Source organism: Paenibacillus solani (assembly GCF_050475945.1).
Lineage (GTDB): Bacteria > Bacillota > Bacilli > Paenibacillales > Paenibacillaceae > Paenibacillus_AQ > Paenibacillus_AQ solani_A.
Genome location: NZ_JBCMXJ010000016.1, coordinates 269793 through 288372, shown reverse-complemented (window position 1 = coordinate 288372; position 18580 = coordinate 269793). Strand labels below are relative to the sequence as shown.

The 18580-nt window shown below is 46.2% G+C and carries 16 protein-coding genes; 15 read left to right on the top strand and 1 reads right to left on the bottom strand.

Annotated elements, in window-relative coordinates; all coding sequences use genetic code 11:
* The first annotated feature begins 139 nt into the window (after positions 1 to 139).
* From ABEQ74_RS19975 to ABEQ74_RS19925, 11 genes are all read left to right on the top strand, one after another.
* The gene (locus tag ABEQ74_RS19975; RefSeq protein ID WP_430123895.1) at positions 140 to 2104 is read left to right on the top strand and encodes a DUF2207 domain-containing protein; all 1965 of its coding nucleotides are present in this window, start codon (positions 140 to 142) and stop codon (positions 2102 to 2104) included.
* Between the two features lie 438 nt (positions 2105 to 2542).
* Positions 2543 to 3610: a Gfo/Idh/MocA family protein gene (locus tag ABEQ74_RS19970; RefSeq protein ID WP_430123894.1), complete on the top strand. Its 1068-nt coding sequence runs from the start codon at positions 2543 to 2545 to the stop codon at positions 3608 to 3610.
* Entirely contained in the window at positions 3607 to 4608 is a 1002-nt protein-coding gene (locus tag ABEQ74_RS19965) for an ROK family protein (protein WP_430123893.1), read from the top strand. Before ABEQ74_RS19970 ends, ABEQ74_RS19965 begins: the two co-directional genes overlap by 4 nt.
* Positions 4592 to 5338 carry a glucosamine-6-phosphate deaminase gene (locus tag ABEQ74_RS19960; RefSeq protein ID WP_430123892.1) on the top strand — a complete coding sequence of 249 codons (747 nt, stop codon included), beginning with the start codon at positions 4592 to 4594 and terminating at the stop codon, positions 5336 to 5338. Before ABEQ74_RS19965 ends, ABEQ74_RS19960 begins: the two co-directional genes overlap by 17 nt.
* A gap of 25 nt (positions 5339 to 5363) precedes the next feature.
* Positions 5364 to 6161 (top strand): sugar phosphate isomerase/epimerase family protein, encoded by a 798-nt coding sequence (locus tag ABEQ74_RS19955; RefSeq protein WP_430123891.1) that lies wholly within the window; start codon positions 5364 to 5366, stop codon positions 6159 to 6161.
* Positions 6162 to 6201: 40 nt separating this feature from the next.
* Entirely contained in the window at positions 6202 to 7332 is a 1131-nt protein-coding gene (locus ABEQ74_RS19950) for a Gfo/Idh/MocA family protein (RefSeq protein ID WP_430123890.1), read from the top strand.
* 39 nt (positions 7333 to 7371) lie between these two features.
* A complete protein-coding gene (locus ABEQ74_RS19945) occupies positions 7372 to 8691 on the top strand; it encodes an ABC transporter substrate-binding protein (RefSeq protein WP_430123888.1) in 1320 nt (439 codons plus the stop codon).
* Between the two features lie 79 nt (positions 8692 to 8770).
* Complete coding sequence (locus tag ABEQ74_RS19940) at positions 8771 to 9652, top strand: carbohydrate ABC transporter permease (protein ID WP_430123887.1); 882 nt, start codon at positions 8771 to 8773, stop codon at positions 9650 to 9652.
* Positions 9653 to 9654: 2 nt separating this feature from the next.
* The gene (locus ABEQ74_RS19935; RefSeq protein ID WP_430123885.1) at positions 9655 to 10521 is read left to right on the top strand and encodes a carbohydrate ABC transporter permease; all 867 of its coding nucleotides are present in this window, start codon (positions 9655 to 9657) and stop codon (positions 10519 to 10521) included.
* A gap of 33 nt (positions 10522 to 10554) precedes the next feature.
* Positions 10555 to 12339: a cache domain-containing sensor histidine kinase gene (locus tag ABEQ74_RS19930; protein WP_430123884.1), complete on the top strand. Its 1785-nt coding sequence runs from the start codon at positions 10555 to 10557 to the stop codon at positions 12337 to 12339.
* On the top strand, positions 12339 to 13919 hold the full coding sequence (locus ABEQ74_RS19925) for a response regulator (protein WP_430123883.1): 1581 nt from the start codon (positions 12339 to 12341) through the stop codon (positions 13917 to 13919). Before ABEQ74_RS19930 ends, ABEQ74_RS19925 begins: the two co-directional genes overlap by 1 nt.
* 155 nt (positions 13920 to 14074) lie before the next feature.
* Here ABEQ74_RS19925 and ABEQ74_RS19920 read toward each other — a convergent pair whose 3' ends face one another.
* Positions 14075 to 15514, bottom strand: coding sequence for a PLP-dependent aminotransferase family protein (locus tag ABEQ74_RS19920; RefSeq protein ID WP_430124244.1), 1440 nt, complete (start codon positions 15512 to 15514; stop codon positions 14075 to 14077).
* Between the two features lie 206 nt (positions 15515 to 15720).
* Here ABEQ74_RS19920 and ABEQ74_RS19915 point away from each other — a divergent pair, with 206 nt between their 5' ends.
* The 4 genes from ABEQ74_RS19915 to ABEQ74_RS19900 all read left to right on the top strand — a co-directional run bounded on the left by ABEQ74_RS19915 (position 15721) and on the right by ABEQ74_RS19900 (position 18524).
* The gene (locus tag ABEQ74_RS19915; RefSeq protein ID WP_430123882.1) at positions 15721 to 16611 is read left to right on the top strand and encodes an alpha/beta hydrolase; all 891 of its coding nucleotides are present in this window, start codon (positions 15721 to 15723) and stop codon (positions 16609 to 16611) included.
* A gap of 201 nt (positions 16612 to 16812) precedes the next feature.
* Entirely contained in the window at positions 16813 to 17001 is a 189-nt protein-coding gene (locus ABEQ74_RS19910) for a hypothetical protein (protein WP_053493937.1), read from the top strand.
* A gap of 248 nt (positions 17002 to 17249) precedes the next feature.
* Positions 17250 to 18224 carry a Gfo/Idh/MocA family protein gene (locus tag ABEQ74_RS19905; RefSeq protein ID WP_430123881.1) on the top strand — a complete coding sequence of 325 codons (975 nt, stop codon included), beginning with the start codon at positions 17250 to 17252 and terminating at the stop codon, positions 18222 to 18224.
* 63 nt (positions 18225 to 18287) lie between these two features.
* Positions 18288 to 18524: a DUF6953 family protein gene (locus ABEQ74_RS19900; protein ID WP_430123880.1), complete on the top strand. Its 237-nt coding sequence runs from the start codon at positions 18288 to 18290 to the stop codon at positions 18522 to 18524.
* Positions 18525 to 18580: the final 56 nt, after the last annotated feature.

The window sequence follows — 18580 nt, the reverse complement described above, 5'->3', positions numbered from 1 at the left end:
AGTGCGCAAGTGGGGGACATGTCGCTTGGCAGTGTCAGGAAGTGTATGTCGTCTAAGGATATCCGGCGCTTCTGAAATGGCTAGATGTTCTTCCCGAATATGCTATAATTGGCTTTTTAGGAAACGGGAGGATGACTTCATGAATAAGGGTTTGAGACCTGTTATGCTGCTTGTCACGGCGTTTATGGCTGCCATTATTCTCTCCAGCTGCAGCGGAAGCAACACATTGACGGTTGATAAAGTGGATATTATGGCGGAACTGCTTCCAGATGGGGATCTGTATGTTGAGGAGCTGTACACCTATACAGTAAGTGGTGAGTTTGATTCGATATCGCGTTTCATGGATAACTTTGGGGATGCGAATATTGAGTTTTTTGAGGCATATGTTCCGCCGAGTGATCGGGAGCTTGGTAATTTCGGATACACCAATTTAGAACGATACCCTGCCTCGCTAAGGAAAAAGAGTGGCTCCTACTATATCAAAGTATTGGCCAAAGATGAAACCAGACAGGTGTATTATCGCTACAGGCTGGATAAGGAAGCCGTAAAATACGATGATCGGGGGGAGCTGGACTGGACCATCTTGAATGATAACGATAAAGACCATCATAACGTATCGGTAATGCTGCGTATGCAACAGCCCATACAAGAGCCTGTTATCGCTTATATGTATGACCGGTCCGGCGGTGTGATTGCGGAGAATACGAATAAATTATTACGATACGAGAACAAGCTGCTTCCGAAAGGAGACCATGCGAGATTAAAAGCATATGTTCCTACAGAGGCACTTTCAGATCTTGAAGTCACCGCCTCTTCAACTCTTCTCTCAGAACAGCTGAAACGAGAGACGGCGCTTTCGCAGAAATTTACGGAACGGGAACGACTTATGGAAACAGGAATTAAGCTGAGCCGCTGGCTTACTTATGTTGTAGTGGCGGGTGTTGTGTATTATGCGCTATCCCTTCTCAGGCTCGCAGCCTGGTTCGGTGGCCTGCGAATATCCTTTGAAGAGATTGAGGATATGGATCCAGGCAGTCTGGTCTATCTATATCGCAAAGGTACGCTTTTGCGTGTTGACGTGCTTGCTGGTTTGTTTAAGCTGCGTCGCAAAAGGATGCTTGATATAACAATGGAGCGTTTGGGAACGCGATTTCAGGAGGATGCCAAAGCTCCGAAACAGGGTCCTCAGTTCACATTTATCGGCAAGCGTTCCGGCTTAGCAAAGTCCGAGCGATATCTGTTAAACTGGCTGTTCCGAGGAACAGGCATTCTAAAACTGGATAGTCTATCTGGACCCACAAAAACAGAACGCAAGCAGAAAATCTCCGAGGATATGTATATGAATCGTTTGAGAGGCTTGCAGAGAGGGTTCATTCGCTGGCGGGAGCTTGTGGAGGAGGAAAATCGCCAAACGATTAAGGTAGGAGTATATGCACCTAGAAAAATAATCTTTCCTGTGCTTGCACTCCTGCATCTAACCATGCTGGTCTATCTGTATATCGCGGACGTCACAGCTTGGGGATGGGTAGGATTATTATTTCTCATCGTGGGAGGAAGCGGGACATTAGCCTCGATTCGTTGGCGTAAGAAGAAATACATCATTGGGTTCTTGGTCGTATGCTTCTTCGCGGCTGCTCAAATCCGATACGCTCCAGTTGTAGATACATACTTGAATTTCGTTCTGCTGTCTATGATTATGGTCGGTCTTATGCCTGGAAAAGTATTAAACCGAAGCTCGGCAGCCAAACGAAGCGCTGTGAAGCGATATCGCAGGATGCTGGCTAGAGGTGGGGATTATGGAAGCCGGGAGCCTGAGTCTCTAGAACGGATGATGGAAAATGCAATTCTGCTTGGCGTTGGGCGGCGGTTTTTGACTAGGGCAAGGAATAAACAACCGGCTCTTGACCGATTAGCAGCGCTACCGTTATGGGACCCGGCTTCGATTATCACCATAGATTATGCCTTTAATCAATCATGGAAAGGAATCACGCGCAATTCGTCTACATGGAGCAGCGGTGGAGATAGCGGTGATGGTTTCTTCGGAGACAGCAGTGACAGCGGAAGTGATGGCGGAGATGGCGGTGGAGATGGTGCCGGTGATTAGGGAAGAACCTGATGGCTGCTGCGCAGCGCAAAGTGGCTTATACTGCCGATCCCCCTATGGGCATGCTTAATCTGTAGGGACTCATTTGTTCATTGGTACTAAAAACCTTCTATCAATGTATACAAGGAATTCATAAGCAGCAATATTCATACTTCCTTTTTTACAATTTAGCAGTGCCCTCCTCTGATCAATTCGTTGGTCAGAGGGGGGCTTTTTTATTTACCTTTTAAAAAAATATCCTGGTCATTTGCTCAGCAAAGGGGGCTGCTAATGACTTATCACGCTTGTTGAACAAAAGATTCGAAGAATGTTACCCCCATTTCGAAGAAAAGTACACCTGCATTCCCATTCAAGTGATGAATTATGATAGAAATGTGAACAGTTACCGTCACATGTATACACAGAAATCATGATCTTTCAAATGAACGGAGGAGTGAAATGGCGAACAAAGGAGTAAAGGTAGGTATTATTGGGACTGGATTTATGGGTAAAGCACATGCCGAAGGGTATCAAATGTTCAATATCGAAATCGGTATGTTTGCATCTCGGACAGCTGAAAAAGCTAAGGCGACGGCAGAACAGTTCGGCGTGGAACGATGGACGGATCAGTGGCTGGAATTAATTCATGATCCGGATATCGATTGTGTGGATATTACCGTTCCTAATTATCTCCACTACGCGATGGCGATGGCTTGCATCGAAGCCAATAAGCCGTTTCTGATCGAGAAGCCGCTGGCTTGTAATACCAAAGAGGCAGAGGAAATCGTCAGGAAAGCTAAGGAAAAAGGAATCGTCGCTGTATACGCCGAGAACATGCGCTTTAAACCGGCACTCATGCGGACCAAAGAGCTTGTGGATCAGGGAGCATTCGGTAAAGTGCTGATGCTCCGGTCGAACGAAATCCACAACGGTCCTTTTCATAGCCCCTGGTTCTGGGATGCGAACCTCACAGGAGGCGGAGCAGCCATTGATATGGGAATCCACGGCGTGAATACCTTGGAATGGATCATGGGCTCCAAGATTAAGCGAGTCTATGCCGAAACCGAAGTTCTTAAGTGGAAAGATTATTGCAAGAATGGAGCAGAAGATACCGCGATTGCTGTACTTCGGTTCGAGAATGGCGGACTGGCTGAAGTTGTGATTAGCTGGGCCATATCTGGCGGCATGGATGTACGACTCGAAGTGTTTGGTGATCAAGGGACAGCATATGTAAGCACCACGCATGAAGCGGGGGGATTGAGAATTTTCAGTAATAATGGATACGGCAAATCATATGAAGAGGAAGCAAGCCTCAAGCCGCATGTCGTTCCTACAAAAGGCTGGAGTTTCCCTGCACCAAAGGACGTCATTCAGCAGGGGCATGCGTTTGAGGTTAAGCATTTTATCGATTGTGTACGTGGAATTGATACACCTTCAAGTACCTTAGAAGATGGATTAAGAGCCTTAGCCGTTGTTGAAGCCATGTATGAGTCAGCCAGAACCGGCAGAGCAGTTGAAATGAAATGATGACAACTTCAGCGCGAGGGCACTGCTCCAAAGATCAAAAGGTCGCGATCGGCGTCGATGTCGGCGGTACAAAGATCCTAGTCGGCTATGTTACCGAAGATGGGCACGTCATGGAATCACGGCAGTATTCGATGGATCGAACATCGCAGTTGTCAGCACTGCATTCGATCGATGAGGCGATCGATCACTTCTTGCAATTATTCGGGGGTGGACCAAATGCTGAAGGAATCGGAATCGGACTTGTCGGTCACATTGACCCTGAAGCCGGAGTGTGGAAGCATGCGATCAACATTCCTATTCATGAACCGGTACATCTAGCGGAGAAGATGGGGGAGCGATATGGACTGCCAGTCACTCTGGATAATGATGTACGCTGTGCTACACGGGCAGAGCTGCTGTACGGAGCGGGACAAGAATTCAAACATTTTATATATCTGAATTTGGGTACCGGAATATCAATGGGGATTGTATCGGATGGCCGCTTGGTCCGCGGAGCAGCGAATTATGCAGGAGAGCTTGGGCATATGTCAGTCAATACGATGGGGCCACGCTGTAGCTGCGGAAGGGTCGGCTGCATGGAGACCATTGCATCAGGCGGGGGAATGATACACCGTGCAATAGACCTGCTAAGCTCATATCCGCAATCTACGCTGAATCAATATACTTCTCATTTGCAGACGGATCGGATATTCATTGAAGCACTTCAAGGAGACATATTAGCAACCCGTATTCGTAACGAAGCTTTGGAAGCGCTTCAAATTTCATTGACCAATGTCGTTAATCTATTGAACCCAGAAGTGATTATTGTTGGAGGGGGCGTATCTCGGGACAAGACAATTGTAGAGGATCTTGAAGCCTATCTGCGAAAAACCGCTCTTCCGGCAGCGGCAAATGCACTGGTTCGAGTTGAGCAGTCTAATCTTGATGTTGGACGTGTCGGACTACTGGGCGCAGCAACTTTAGTATGGGGAGGCGGTTTAAATGGAACATATCGTTGAAACTGATGAGACAGCATTTAACCGAAGAAGCGCTTTAGAAATTGCTGAACTTATTAAGAAAAAAGCGGATATTCGTATATGCTTCGCCACTGGGGCGACAACAAAGGGCATTTATCACGAACTGGCGGATTTGCATCGTCATGAAGGATTGGATTTTTCACAGGTGACTGCATTTGTATTGGATGAATATGAAGGCGCTTCCGCAGACAATCCGGCCAGCTGCCTGGCAAGACTGAATGACCAATTATTTGATCGAGTCAACATGAAGAAATCCAATATTTCCTCCATAGCCTCCACTTCAACAGACTTGCATCAAGTCAGTAAAGAGTATGAACAGCACATTGGGCTAGCTGGCGGCATCGATCTGATGCTGCTTGGTATTGGCACGAATGGGCATATCGGTTTTAACGAGCCGGGAAGCCCCTTTCATTCAACGACACGTGTTGTACCGATTGGGGAGGATACGATTCATGCCCGTGCTCATATGTTCGGGTCCAGTGAGGAAGTGCCGAAGACTGGTGTGACCATGGGAATCAAGACGATCATGAATTCAAGGCAGATCTTTCTCTTTGCAAAAGGAGTTAACAAAGCCGCGATGCTGGAAAAAGCATTATTTGGACCGATTACGCAGGATATCCCCGCCTCGGTATTACAGTTGCATCCGGCACTTACTGTCATTGCAGACGAGGAAGCAGCTTCTGGACTGCCACATAGATCCATGAATTACTAAATGAATTTGAAGGGGGAAATACCATATGAAAATATCAATCGGAGGCTATTCATTCCATAACACCTTTATGGAAGGGAAGATGGATGTATTCGGATATTTGGAAACGGTAAAGTACAGATACCGTATGGATTCAGTTGATTTGTGGAACGGATTTTTTATCGATCGCAGCACACCAATCTATCAGCTTGCGGATAAAAGTTATATTCGCAAAATCAAAGAAGCACTTGATGAAAAGGAGATGAACGTCGTCAATTTCGCGATAGATGGTGCTCATTTATGGGATCCGGACCCCGAAGTAAGACAAAAGCTGTATGAGAATGCGCTGGTTCATCTGGAAGCCGCAGAAATATTGGGAGCAGAGACCGTTCGTATCGATACAGGCGGCAGCTACAAGAAATCAGAACCGATGACGGAGGAGCAATTTGAATACACGGTCACGCGATATCAGGAATATGCAAAGCGCGCGGCTGATGGAGGTTACAAGATCGGTCCGGAAAATCATATGGGAGCTTCGCTGCTTCCGCGGGAGATGAAACGGCTTGCCGAAGCCGTGGATCATCAGGCATTCGGATTTCTGCTTCATATCGGCAGGTGGAAAGCAGATGAAATGCAAGGTGACGACTTGGTTGCTCCGTGGACTTTCCATACTCATTTTGATGCGAAGACTGCTGTAGACCCTCTTGCAGTGGATAAAATCCGGAGCTTGCTAACAACCGGTTACGAAGGGTATTGGGGCGTAGAATATAATGCACCCGGCAATCAGTATGTGGAAATGGAATGGATCATTGCAGCTGTAAAACGAATTTTGAGTGACGCTGTATAGAAGCAGGTTACAAGCCATTGTGATAGGGAGAGATAGATGGATGGAAGATAAGGTTAGAATCGGCATTATCGGAACAGGACAGATTGGTAAAATGCACATTGAGAGATATCAGTTAATTTCAGATGCTGAAATCGTTGCCGTCTGTGACGTCAATGAAGCAGAAGCCCGCAGATTAGCAGAGCAGTTTGGCATTCCTCATGTATATACGAACTATCGTGAGATGCTGGCTCGTGATGATATTATGGCTGTTGATGTATGTCTTCATAACAATTTTCATGCTCCGGTTACGGTGGCTGCTCTGCAATCAGGTAAACATGTGTATTGTGAAAAACCGATTGCCGGCTCTTATGCGGATGGAAAGACGATGTGCGACATGGCTGATGCTGAACATCGGATGCTGCATATCCAGATGAGCACCCTCTACCGGCCAGAAACCAAGGCAGCCAAAACTCTGATTGATGGCGGAAAGCTTGGGAAGTTATACCACGCGCGTTCCACTGGCTTTCGTCGCAGAGGGCGGCCCTACGTGGACGGTTACGGAACCGCCTATTTTACCCGAAAGGAAACCGCAGCTGGTGGAGCTCTGCTTGATATGGGAGTCTATCATATCGCCCAAATGCTCTATTTGCTAGGTAATCCTGATGTCCAGCGTATCTCAGGTAAGGTTTATCAAGAGATGGAAATGCAGGAGGATCGGAGACAGGATAGCGGATTTAATGTTGAGGAATTTGCGGTCGGCATGGTGAAATTCGATCATAATATCACGCTGGATATCATGGAAGCCTGGTCAGTACATATGGGGGGCTTCGAAGGAGGAAGCGTGCTCGGTTCCCAAGGAGGGATTCGGCTCCCTTCTGCTTTAACGGACCAGATAAGCCAGCCGTTCAGTTTTCACAGCACCGTCTGTGATATCGATATGGACAGCACGGTGGACCTTGCCAAGATGGATCTGAGGTGGCATCGTCTTCGGGAGAATGAGTCGGCTTATGACTCTTCGCAGCATCACTGGATTGCTGCTCTGGCGGGGCATGTGCCTCTGCTTCCTACCGCTAAAATTGCTCTTAATACGATGTTGATCAGCGAGGGGATTTACTTGTCCGATCAGTTAGGACACGAGGTCAGTGCAGAAGAGATAGTGAATAACTCGAAATCCTGCTCTGTGTTAGTATAGCGGCTACCGGATAAACTTTGAAAGAGGGGAAGCAAATTGATGAAAAGGCTAATCGCAGGTTCCATGACGATGCTAATGCTTTCATTGCTGTTATTGACGGGATGCGGATCTAAGAACGAAGGTTCTTCGAGCGGAGGGAGTAACGAAGGAGCGGTGAAGGATTTTGAAATGTCGCTTCGTCACACTTTTATTAATGAAGCGGATCAATCCCGAGTGGCTATGCTTAATGATGTCATCAAGGAAGTCGAAAATCAGGTACCCGGGTTAAAAATTGTAACCGAAGGGGTAGATGTTGTCGTTAATCGTTCAACCAAGCTTAAAGCAGAATTCGCCGCAGGTAGCCCACCCAAAATTTTCTATAATTTTGGGGGCAGCGATACGGAAAATTTCGCGAAAACAGGCCATTTGCTCGATCTCACCCCTATTGTTGAGGAGCTGGACCTCAAGGATAAAATTCAGGATTTCTCCGAGTTTACGGTTGACGGCAAAATTTATGGAATTCCTGATAACGGATATATTGAAGGATTCTTTTATAACAAAAAGATATTTAATGAGTTGGGTCTGACTCCTCCAACGACATGGGACCAATTCCTGGCGATGTGTGAAACCTTGAAATCAGCAGGGTATACACCTTTGGCACTAGGGGCAGCGGAAGCGTGGTCGATCAACATGATCCCTACCAACTTTGCAGCTACCTTGGGTGGAGTCGACATGTTTCGGAATTTGAGAACAGGAGAGACCAAATGGACCGATCCGGAAATGGCCCAGGCTTTCGAGAAGGTTAAGGAGCTTATGGAGAAGGGCTACTATACAGAGAATACGCTCGGTTATAAACATTCCGAAGCACAAGCACAATTCTCCAGTGGTAAGGCTGCAATCATTTTTGACGGAACATGGGGTCTTAATACTTACGCTAATGAAGATCGATCAGTTGTTGCCAATGACCTCGGTTTCTTCAAAGTACCGAACTTTGGAGGAAAAGGGGATAACACCATTAATGCCAGCTTCTCTACTGGTTATGCATTTTCTTCCCATCTGGATGAGAATGAAATGAAGGCAGTTAAGGCGTTCATCAAGGAATATTACCAAGAGAAATGGCAGAAGAGACAGCTGATTGATTCCAACCGCTTTCCTTCCATGGTACTTACTGACACGGAGGATGTTAAGCCGATCATTAAAGAAATAAGCGACACAGCTCAAGGAATGGCAACTTTCCCGGCATATGACGCACTCGTTCAGCCAAAGATCAAGAGTGATCTGGAGTCAGGAATGCAGCAGGTGGTAGGAAGTAAAATAACGGTTCAGCAAATGCTTGAGACGATGCAACAGAATCAAGACAAGGAAAATAAGAAGGATTAGATCATCTGCTAATTCAAGCGGGCATCACTAAGGCTTAGCGGTGATGCCCTTACTGATTACAGGATCGGAGGGGAGTACAATGAATCGAACATTCAGAAATCCTGCAGCCTTTTTAGTATTTATCATCCCGACGCTCTTATTGTATAGTGTATTCTATCTCTATCCACTATCGTCCACGGTTATGTATGCGTTCTCAGAATGGGATGGTCTATCGGCCCCGGTATTCAACGGATTAGACAATTTCAAGAGAGCTCTAGTCGATGAGCAGTTGTACCGATCGTTATTAAATAACCTGGCTTTTACAGGGTTTGCACTCCTGGTACAGCTTCCCACTATACTGGCTTCTGCGATCTTGATATCGGAGGTAAGAAGATTCTCGGGATTCTACAAAACGACATTTTTCATGCCTGCTATTCTCTCGACGCCCGTCGTTGCCGTATTATGGTCATTCGTTGTGTTTCATCCTGAGATCGGTTTGCTTAATCTGATTCTTCGAGGGATCGGGTTCGATCATCGGGTCAAAGCCTGGCTTGCTGATGATCACACAGCACTCTTATCCATTCTGGTAGCGAATGCTTGGGCTAACGTCGGCTTCTATATCGTGCTTGCGCTTGCAGCTATATATGGAATTTCCAAGGAAATTCAAGAGGCAGCACAAGTGGATGGAGCTAACTTTTTTCAAAGAGCGATCCACATCACATTGCCGATGATTAAGCCGATTATTTCCGTGATTGTACTGCTAAAGGTTGCTGGGTCACTAAAAACACTCGATATCGTCATGGTAATGACAGGAGGAGGTCCCGCAGGGCTAACAGATGTCATGGCCACGTACATGTACCGAGTGGGCTTTCAGTATCTGGAATCCGGATATGCCAATACCATTGCTTTCATCATGGTTATATTCACAGTGATTCTGACAGGCATCACCAGTTTTATAACGAAGAAGCTGGAGGAGGTCTGAAGATGAAGATGATGGTGAGAAGAGCGCGGAAGCAAAAAGACAGTCTGTGGATTCATATTGTGTTGATGGGCTACGTACTTATTTCCTTATATCCTTTATTGTGGGCGTTCCAGAACTCATTCAAACGCCATGTTGATATTATTTCGTATCCGTTCGCACCGATTAAAAACTTTACCATCCAGAATTACATTGATGCTTGGAATACATCGAATGTAAATGTTTATCTGGCGAACAGCTTTATCGTCAGCATCATTGCGAGTGCAGTGACGGTCGTTATGGCTGCGATGACGGCTTACGCATTAGTCCGGATTCCGTACAAACGAATTAATCAGGCGATTATGACCGTATTACTCTTGGCGATCATGGTTCCTGGTGCTACGATATTGGTACCATTATACGCATTCGTGCGAAACTTCGAGAAATATTTTGGATTTCAGATCTACGATACTTACTTATCTTTGATTTTCCCGTATGCAACGTTTGGCCTGGCGATCTCTGTCATGATCATTAAGGCTTTCATGAGCTCAATGTCCAAGGAGCTTGAAGAAGCGGCGGTCATGGATGGGTTAAATATATTCGGATTGTTCTTCCGGATCGTGTTCCCGATTTGTCTTCCTGCGTTCATATCTGTATTTATCGTAAACTATTTGAATAATTGGAATGAGTTCATCATGGCGAATCTTCTGCTCTCTAAAGAGAGCTTGCGAACACTTGCCGTTGGCGTAGCAGCTTTTAAAGATATGCTTAACACCAACTATGGCGGACTATTCGCTGCTACGATGTACAGCGTCATTCCCGTTGTTGTCGTCTATGTGATTTTGCAGGATAAAATTATTGATGGTTTGACCGCCGGGAGTCTAAAAGGTTGATTTTTAGTGCAGCGAAAGGGGCGCGTTATATGCATGAGCATACGCAATAAAGTACTACTTGGTTACGTTACCCTGATCATCATCCCGATCATTGTGATTGGGGTTGTTGGTTCTGTCATGCTGCAAACCGTGCTGCAGAAAAAGTATGCCGAACAGTCGCAGCTGGTCAATTCATCGGTCTCAAGAAATATAGCAACCATATTCAAAGATGCTACGGCTTCCTCCGATCAGTCCATGCTGTCCAGCCGAGTCCAGGATTTTCTGAATACTGCTCCGGATGAGCGGGATATCGCCGCTGTGCCCAGCATACTGAACCAGACATTTCTTATGTATGGCCCTCTTAATACCGTAACCCTCTACACGCTTGATGGAGCAGCTTTTAGCCGTTCGAAATCGGATACACTTCCGATTTCGATGGATGAGCTTGAGCAATCCGGGGTAGGCTCTGAAATTATTTCCCGGCGCGGCATTTCCAAGTGGCTGGCCCCTTATGAGCATAGGGAGATAACAAGATCTTCCCGATTTTTTACACAATTAAGAGTTATTAACGATCTCAACCGGCAAGAACCGATTGGTTATGTGAGTCTTCAGTATGATTTCAAAGAACTGAACAATTTGTTCAGCTTCTACTCGAATCAGATGGGTATTCCCAATCATTTTCTGTTGGTCAATTCAGAAGGGCTTATCGTTTATGATAACAAGGAGTTGCTGGGTGATTCGAATATATATGAGAGCATGACGGGGAAGTTTGATATTGGCAAGGAGATCCACGGTACTCCGCTGGAGTTCAATGGCACGAAGAGCTTGCTCACGGTTCAGCCGCTGGAAATGAAGGATTTAGGGATAGAGCACTTATCCCTTGTGACTGTCATTCCATTGGAGTATGTGACCGGTGAAACCGGCTCGATTATCCGGTTAGTCGGGATCGTGATTGCGATCATCCTGCTATTGTCTTTATTTTTTAATATCGCTTTTGTAAATCGCTACATCCGGTTTATTATTCGAATGATGAATACGATGAAGCTGATCGAGATCGGCGACCTCAGTGCTAGAATGAAACTGAATAACCGGGATGAAACCGGATCGCTGGCCAGAAGCTTGAATCGGCTCGCAGAGAAGGTGGGGGTGCTGATTGAGGAAGTCAAGCAAGAGCAGTCAAGAAAGAATAAGGCTGAGCTCATGCTGCTTCAAGCACAGATCAAACCGCATTTTATTATGAATACGCTTGAATCGATCAATGCCTTAAATATGCGCGGGGAGAAGGAAAAGGTAAGCCAAATGGTATATCGCTTGGGTGAGAATTTGCATCTAAGCTTTCAAGAGCAAGTGGAAATAACCCTGGAACAGGAGATCGGGTATTTACTCAATTATTTTGAAATCCAAAAAGTCAGATTTGGTCATCTGTTCGATTATGAGATCCAAATGCCGCCTGAATTAGGCCATTATTCTATTTTGAAGTTTACGCTTCAGCCATTGGTTGAGAACAGCATTCAGCATGGTTTAGAGGATATTGAGCATAGGGGATACATTACTGTCCGGATAGAAGAACACAGGGGATGCTTACGGATATGGGTCGAGGATAACGGCATAGGCATAAGCAATGCAAGACTGCAATCCTTCCACTACCGAAAGTCTGAATCTGAGCATAAAGGCCTGGAGCAGCGTGACACCCTCCGTGGAGGAGTTGGCGTCATGAATGTTGCTGACCGATTGCGATTGCATTACGGGAAAGGATATGGCATGTTCATATGCAGTCTTGAAGGACAAGGGACAGTGGTTCAATGTTTGATTCCGAAAAGAAGAGGGGACTTGCTATAATGCTTCGAGCATTACTTATTGATGACGAACCTTTAATTGTGGAAAATCTTTCGGCGATCATACCGTGGCAGCAGCACCAATTTGAACTGGTTGGTTCTGCTCAGAATGGTCTGATCGCTTTGGATATGGTAAAAGAGTACAGTCCTGATTTGATTCTGTGTGATATCCGGATGCCGAAGATGGATGGACTAACGTTCCTTCAGAAGTTGAATGAACTCGAGATCGAGTCCTCTGTCATTATGTTGACAGGGTTTGCTGAATTTGAATACGCCAGAAAGGCGCTTCAGTTCGGAGCGAAGGATCTTCTTTTAAAGCCGATTAATTACAATGAACTTAACAAAGTCATTGCGGAGACAGGCAATCGGATCCGGGAGATTAAGGAGGAACACACGCAGAAGGAGAAGCAATTCAAGTACATGCAGGGCATGATCTATGAAAAGATAATGACGGATATTTTATTTGAGGACACATCGTCACGTCTGCGGCCTGAGTATTCTCATATCGATGTAAATTGGGAGGAGTCATCCTATTTTTTTTTACTGGCCGATCAGGAAAGGTTTGTACTCAATGAGGAGCATTGGGGAGAGAAAGAGCGTCAGAAGCAAATGGACGTCAGGAGGGTGCTTCAGCAGGTTCTGCCTGGTCATCATCCTGATTATTCGGTTGTGCAAACGAGAGAGGGTGAGTGGTGCATACTCGTTCGGTGCTCGGATCAAAGCTCAGAGTTTAAAATGGATGAGGCCTTGGAAATGGCACGTCAATGTATTGAATGTGTAGCGCAAGAGACGGGACTGTCTATTAGAGTGGGTTATTATCCCGATTACGTGCCGGTTGGAGAGTTAGGCCAAGTCTATAAGGGGCTTCAGAGAGAAATCCAATTATCCCATGAACAAATACAAATTGTTTCGTTCTCAACTGAATATGAGAAGGAAGTTGCTACCTTGTCGTTTTGGGAACTCATAGAGGAGATTATAGTGTCCTTGAAACGCTGTGATTCTAAGAAAGTTGCTCAGGCACACACGATGCTTGTTCGTGAATTCAAGAGTGTATCTTCAGCAAAGCTAGAGAAGATCCTGCATTTTCTGGTCCTTCATTTACTGCGTGAACTGAAAGAAATGAAAAGAATTGATCAGGCTGAGGAACGGATAGTATGGACCTGCTTGGAATCACCCTCGTCGGTGAAGGAATTGATAACCATGCTGAACCGAATGATTAATGTCGCCACGAAGATGAAAGTGAGTCATAAATCGAATCAAACGCTTATGGATGCGGCCAAAGATTACATCGCAAAGAACGCTTCAAGCGATCTAAGCGTTGAAGAAGTGGCTAGTTATCTGGGTTTAAGCTCCAGTCATTTCTGCGTCCTGTTTAAACAACACTTTAACGAGACTTTTGTTGAGCACCTAACAAGTATAAGAATCGAATGGGCTAAATCGATGCTTCTTAACACAGGACAGAGCATTTCAACCATTAGTAAAACCGTAGGTTATTTGGATCGAAGGTACTTTAATAAAGTATTTGCCAAGTGGGTAGGCGTGACACCGAATGAGTATCGTCTTAAGATTGAGGCTCAGAAATGAGACTGATCCCAACTCAAGCAGCCTTCAACAGCGGCTCAAGACCCTCCAATGTTCCAATGACTTTGGATCGTATTGAGTGTGATGCTGATCGGCTGCTTTAATTGTGAGTTTTTGTAGAGGTTGGCATCGCTTATGTATGATACATATTCCAATTTCTAATAGTGAATCGTGGCGCGCAGCGCTTGAGCGAATTTGAATATTCCGGTTGGAATTTCCTCGGCTTTTGCACGAGCAAACGTGAATCGCACATACCCTGCCGATGAACCGTATATGCTTCCCGGTGCAACTATGACACCGTTCTGAATGGAAGCCTCCAGCAGCTTGCTGTCATTTACCTCGGGTACGATTCGGCACCAGAGATGATGGCCGCCTTCGGGTACATGGAATTCGACCAGATCTTGCAGTTCTTTCTGAAGTGCCTCTATCAGCAAATCTCGTTTGTACAGCAGGTTCATCCTCAGATTATCGAGGTGAGGCGCAAAATAGGAAGAGGCAAGAAACTGTCCAGCCAGACTTTGCGGAACCACGCTCAATCCGAAATCCATCTGCTGCCTGGCGTCTGCGAGCCGCTCTACCACGGAATTCGGGGCAACCATCCAGCCTACGCGAAGGCCGGAAGCAGCCATTTTCGAGAAGGATCCAATGTACAGCACAGATCCCAGCGTATCGGCAGACTTTAAGGGGGCAGGTGGCTCACATTGATAGGCTGTTAAACTGTAGGGATCATCCTCTACGATTGGAAGGCCCAGTTCACTTGCAGTATTCAGCAGCTGGGTTCTTCTCTCTTGATCCATGAGCGTGCCTGTCGGGTTCTGAAAATTCGGATTAATGAAGATCATCTTGATCCGGTGTTTCTTGTACAGGGAGCGAATATCTTCCGGCTGAACTCCATGTTCATCGACAGGAAGCCTGAACAATCGAAGACCGGCAGATTGAAACATCGGCAGTGAATAACAATAAGAAGGATCTTCGATTGCCACTGAATCACCTGGTGACAGCAGGCATTGCGTGATGAGATATAACGATTGCTGGGATCCCGACGTGATCAGTATGGACGATTCCGTAGTATGGATTCCACGATATTGTGCGAGATATCGAACCAATGCCTGTCTAAGGGGACCATATCCTTGCGGATCGACATATCCAAAATAAGTCATACTGGGGTTCTGGCTCATCAATGTATTCATTTCCTGGACTGGCACCAAATCGCCAGCTAACTCTCCACTGGCAAAATCAATGAGGGTGGGGTCCTGTGCCAAGGCTTCCCGAATCCGTCTTAGAAAAGGGGGATTTGGCAGGAAGCTGCCTCCTTCCGCATAGCGGTGCCAATTCGGCGTATGCTTTGGCGTAGCTCCCCACTTGGAACTACTAACCCGCGTGCCGCTTCCGGAACGGCTCTCTATGATGCCAAGTGCCCGAAGCTCCGAATAAGCCAGAACCACCGTGCTTCGATTAACTCCTAATTGCTCCGCCAGCTTTCGTTCGGATGGGAGCAAGCTGCCTGGCGGAAACTCACCATATGATATTCTTTGTTCCAGATCATTGGCAATTTGCTGATATAGTGGATCTGTGCTGTTGCGATCCGGCTTCCACACCTTCTTCATCCTTTCGTAGCCTATTCAGGTTGTATTTCGTCTATTATCTTAATCATATCATTTTGCGTTACTTTAGGCTTTTCATATTTCTTTATCCCTTTCTGTATCAATTGCCACAGTGAGAATACAACAATGCGTGCTACATTGAACTCGGACACGCTAATTTATCCATTCATTTATAACGTCCGACAAAGGGGAGAATACCTATGCCGAGCAAAGAGAGTTTGACTATCAAAAAGCTGTTGACTGCTGAAGGGTTCCACCAAAAATGGGAAAGTCCTGAAACGATCCGGCAATATATTGCGACACTGCCTTCTTATCCAGCACTTTCTGAGAAACAGGAAGGATTTGAAACCCGCTGTTTTCAGAGCAGCTCGGGTTTACTTATGAATTATTATATCTCGCATGGAGTGATAGAAAAGGGAACCGTCATATATTTGCACGGCGGAGCCTATATCGAAGAGATTCTTCCGCCGCATTTTGCGTTTGCCGAACAATGGACGAAGCAAACCGGACAAACGGTAATCCTGCCTAATTATCCCACCGTGCCAGCCATGGATGCGAAGGATCTGACAGGGCTGATGCGTGAATTTTACAAGTTCGCCTGCCCTCAGGCACGGGGATCGGTATTTCTTATGGGCGATTCCGCCGGTGGTGCGCTGGCTCTCGATATGGCTCAATCGGTCAAGGGAACACCGCACCAGCCAAAGCGCTTGATTCTCCTCTCACCCTGGGTTGATGCAGCCACGGATAATCCGTGCATTAGCGAGCTCGGGATACCGCAGCGCGACGTCTTTCTGCAGCCAGCAGGACTTCGTGAGGTTGGGAAAATTTATGCAGGCGTCCTTCCGATGGAAGACCCTGCGGTTAGCCCATTGTTTGGCGAAATGAAGAACCTGCCCAGTACGGTCATTCTCATTGGAACCGATGATTGTCTGCTGCCGGACGCCCGTTTGCTACGCGATAAGTTGATCCGCGAAGGTGTCGATACTGAGTACTGGGAATACGAAAACATGATGCATGTGTGGCCTCTTTTTCCGATGCCTGAAGCCGAAGACGCCTTAAAGCGGCTGTATCAATGGATAACGCGTGATTAGGTGAGCAGCAATTGGATGGTGGTGAAGCAGCCAATTGGATGGTCTCAACAACCGCTCAATTGGATGGTGTGCATTGGATGATTGTTCATTATAATGAGGCAGAAATAACAAATTCATGATAAGTATGGATTGATCCTGAAGCCTCAGGTTCTATAATGGAATATATAATGAATAATCGAATGGGGTTGTTTGTGGTTGGTTATGTATATTATCGTCATCGCATTAGCATTGATTGGAGGGGTCTCCACGCTTCTCGTAGGATTATCCCAGGAGAATAAGAAGGCAAACCCGAATTATGAGCGGAAAACGAAAACCAATCTTACGAAACTGCTAGTCATTTACGTGGTTTCTTTAATTGCGTTTGTGGTCATATGGATGATGTTTAAATAACGACAAGGACTGCTTCCCGGCAGAATGACCGGGAAGCAGTCCTATTTATTAGGATAAAGGGGCTTATAATTGGAACGATAATTCGGTATGGTGTATTCTGGAGTCACCAGTTCGTTAGATAACGAGAGCATACTTGAAGCTGATGAGATTGGGTTCGTGGAGATTATACGTTTCTATGTATCTATGTATCTTTGACAGAAACTATTTACCACAGCTTCTCTAAATGAAGGGGAGGTTCTTAAGAGCACATGACATTACGAATCGGAATCGTAGGCACAGGCTGGTTTAGCAAGATACATGCAGACTTACTAACCAGCATGGACGGAGTGCAGATTGCGGCCTTTGTTGGAACCAGTCAGGAAAAGGCGGAGCAAGCGGTTCAGGGATATGCCACAGCCAGGGCATACAGCAATGTGGAACATATGCTGGATGAAACCAAGCCTGATGCTGTCTATATCTGTGTTCCACCGTTTGCACATGGTGAGATCGAATCTCAGCTTGTGCGAAGAGGTATTCCTTTTCTGGTAGAGAAACCGCTAGGTACCAATCTGGACAGACCAAGGCAGATTATGCTTGAGATCAAGAAGTCGGGTTTAATAACATCGGCCGGGTATCATTTTCGTTATACAGATGCAGCCAGCAAGGCGGCCGAGATATTAGAAAGCCGGAGGATTGGAATGGCGCTTGGCTACTGGATGGGAGACATGCCGCAGGTGTACTGGTGGAGGCAGCAGGAAGGCTCCGGCGGACAATTTATTGAGCAAACCACCCATATGGTAGACTTGCTTCGCTGCTTGCTGGGTGAAGTGGATGAGGTGTATGCAGCTTTTGCTCATAGAGCCATGAAGGACTTACATGAAGGTGTGACGGTACACGATGTGGGTACTGCTACGTTGAAGTTAAAGAGCGGTGCCGTGGCAACGATCTCTAATACCTGCGTATTGCCAGAAGCAGAGAAGATCGGGCTTTCCATCTATACGGAGCAGGGAGTTATTGAGATACATCCCGATAAACTTATGGTGAAGGAGAAAGGAAAAACAACGGAATATCGAAATGCCGCTAACCCTTATCTTCGAGAGAATGAAGCTTTCATCCATGCGGTTCGCACAGGTGACGCTTCGGGAATCTTATCTACCTATGAGGATGCTTTCAAAACGATGGAAATTACCTGCGCCGCTTTGCAATCAGCGGAAACGGGTGTGCCTGTGAAGATTGGGGAATAATAGGGCTTTGAAGCATTAAAGTGAGAACTCATGGGCGCTTGAACAGAAGGGACAGATGTAAATATGACATATACAGCACAGCAAGTGGCCGAGTGGATGGTCGAGGAAATCCACTTTACAGGTAATCTGTATCAGACGGAGGCTATTCGCTATGTGCGTGAGAACTTTGGCGAAGAGTTTGTTTTCGTTAACGAGAATGGAAATGCTTCGCTGTCCAAGGACGTGAAAAAAGCATTCCGCAAATTGCATGGCGGACGGATTGCCTGGGATCGCGATGGATTCATGTGGGCTTGGACGTAGTTCCACCATAACCGAATAATCAAAAGAGTGAGGGGCCAGATCGACAGGAGATCGAC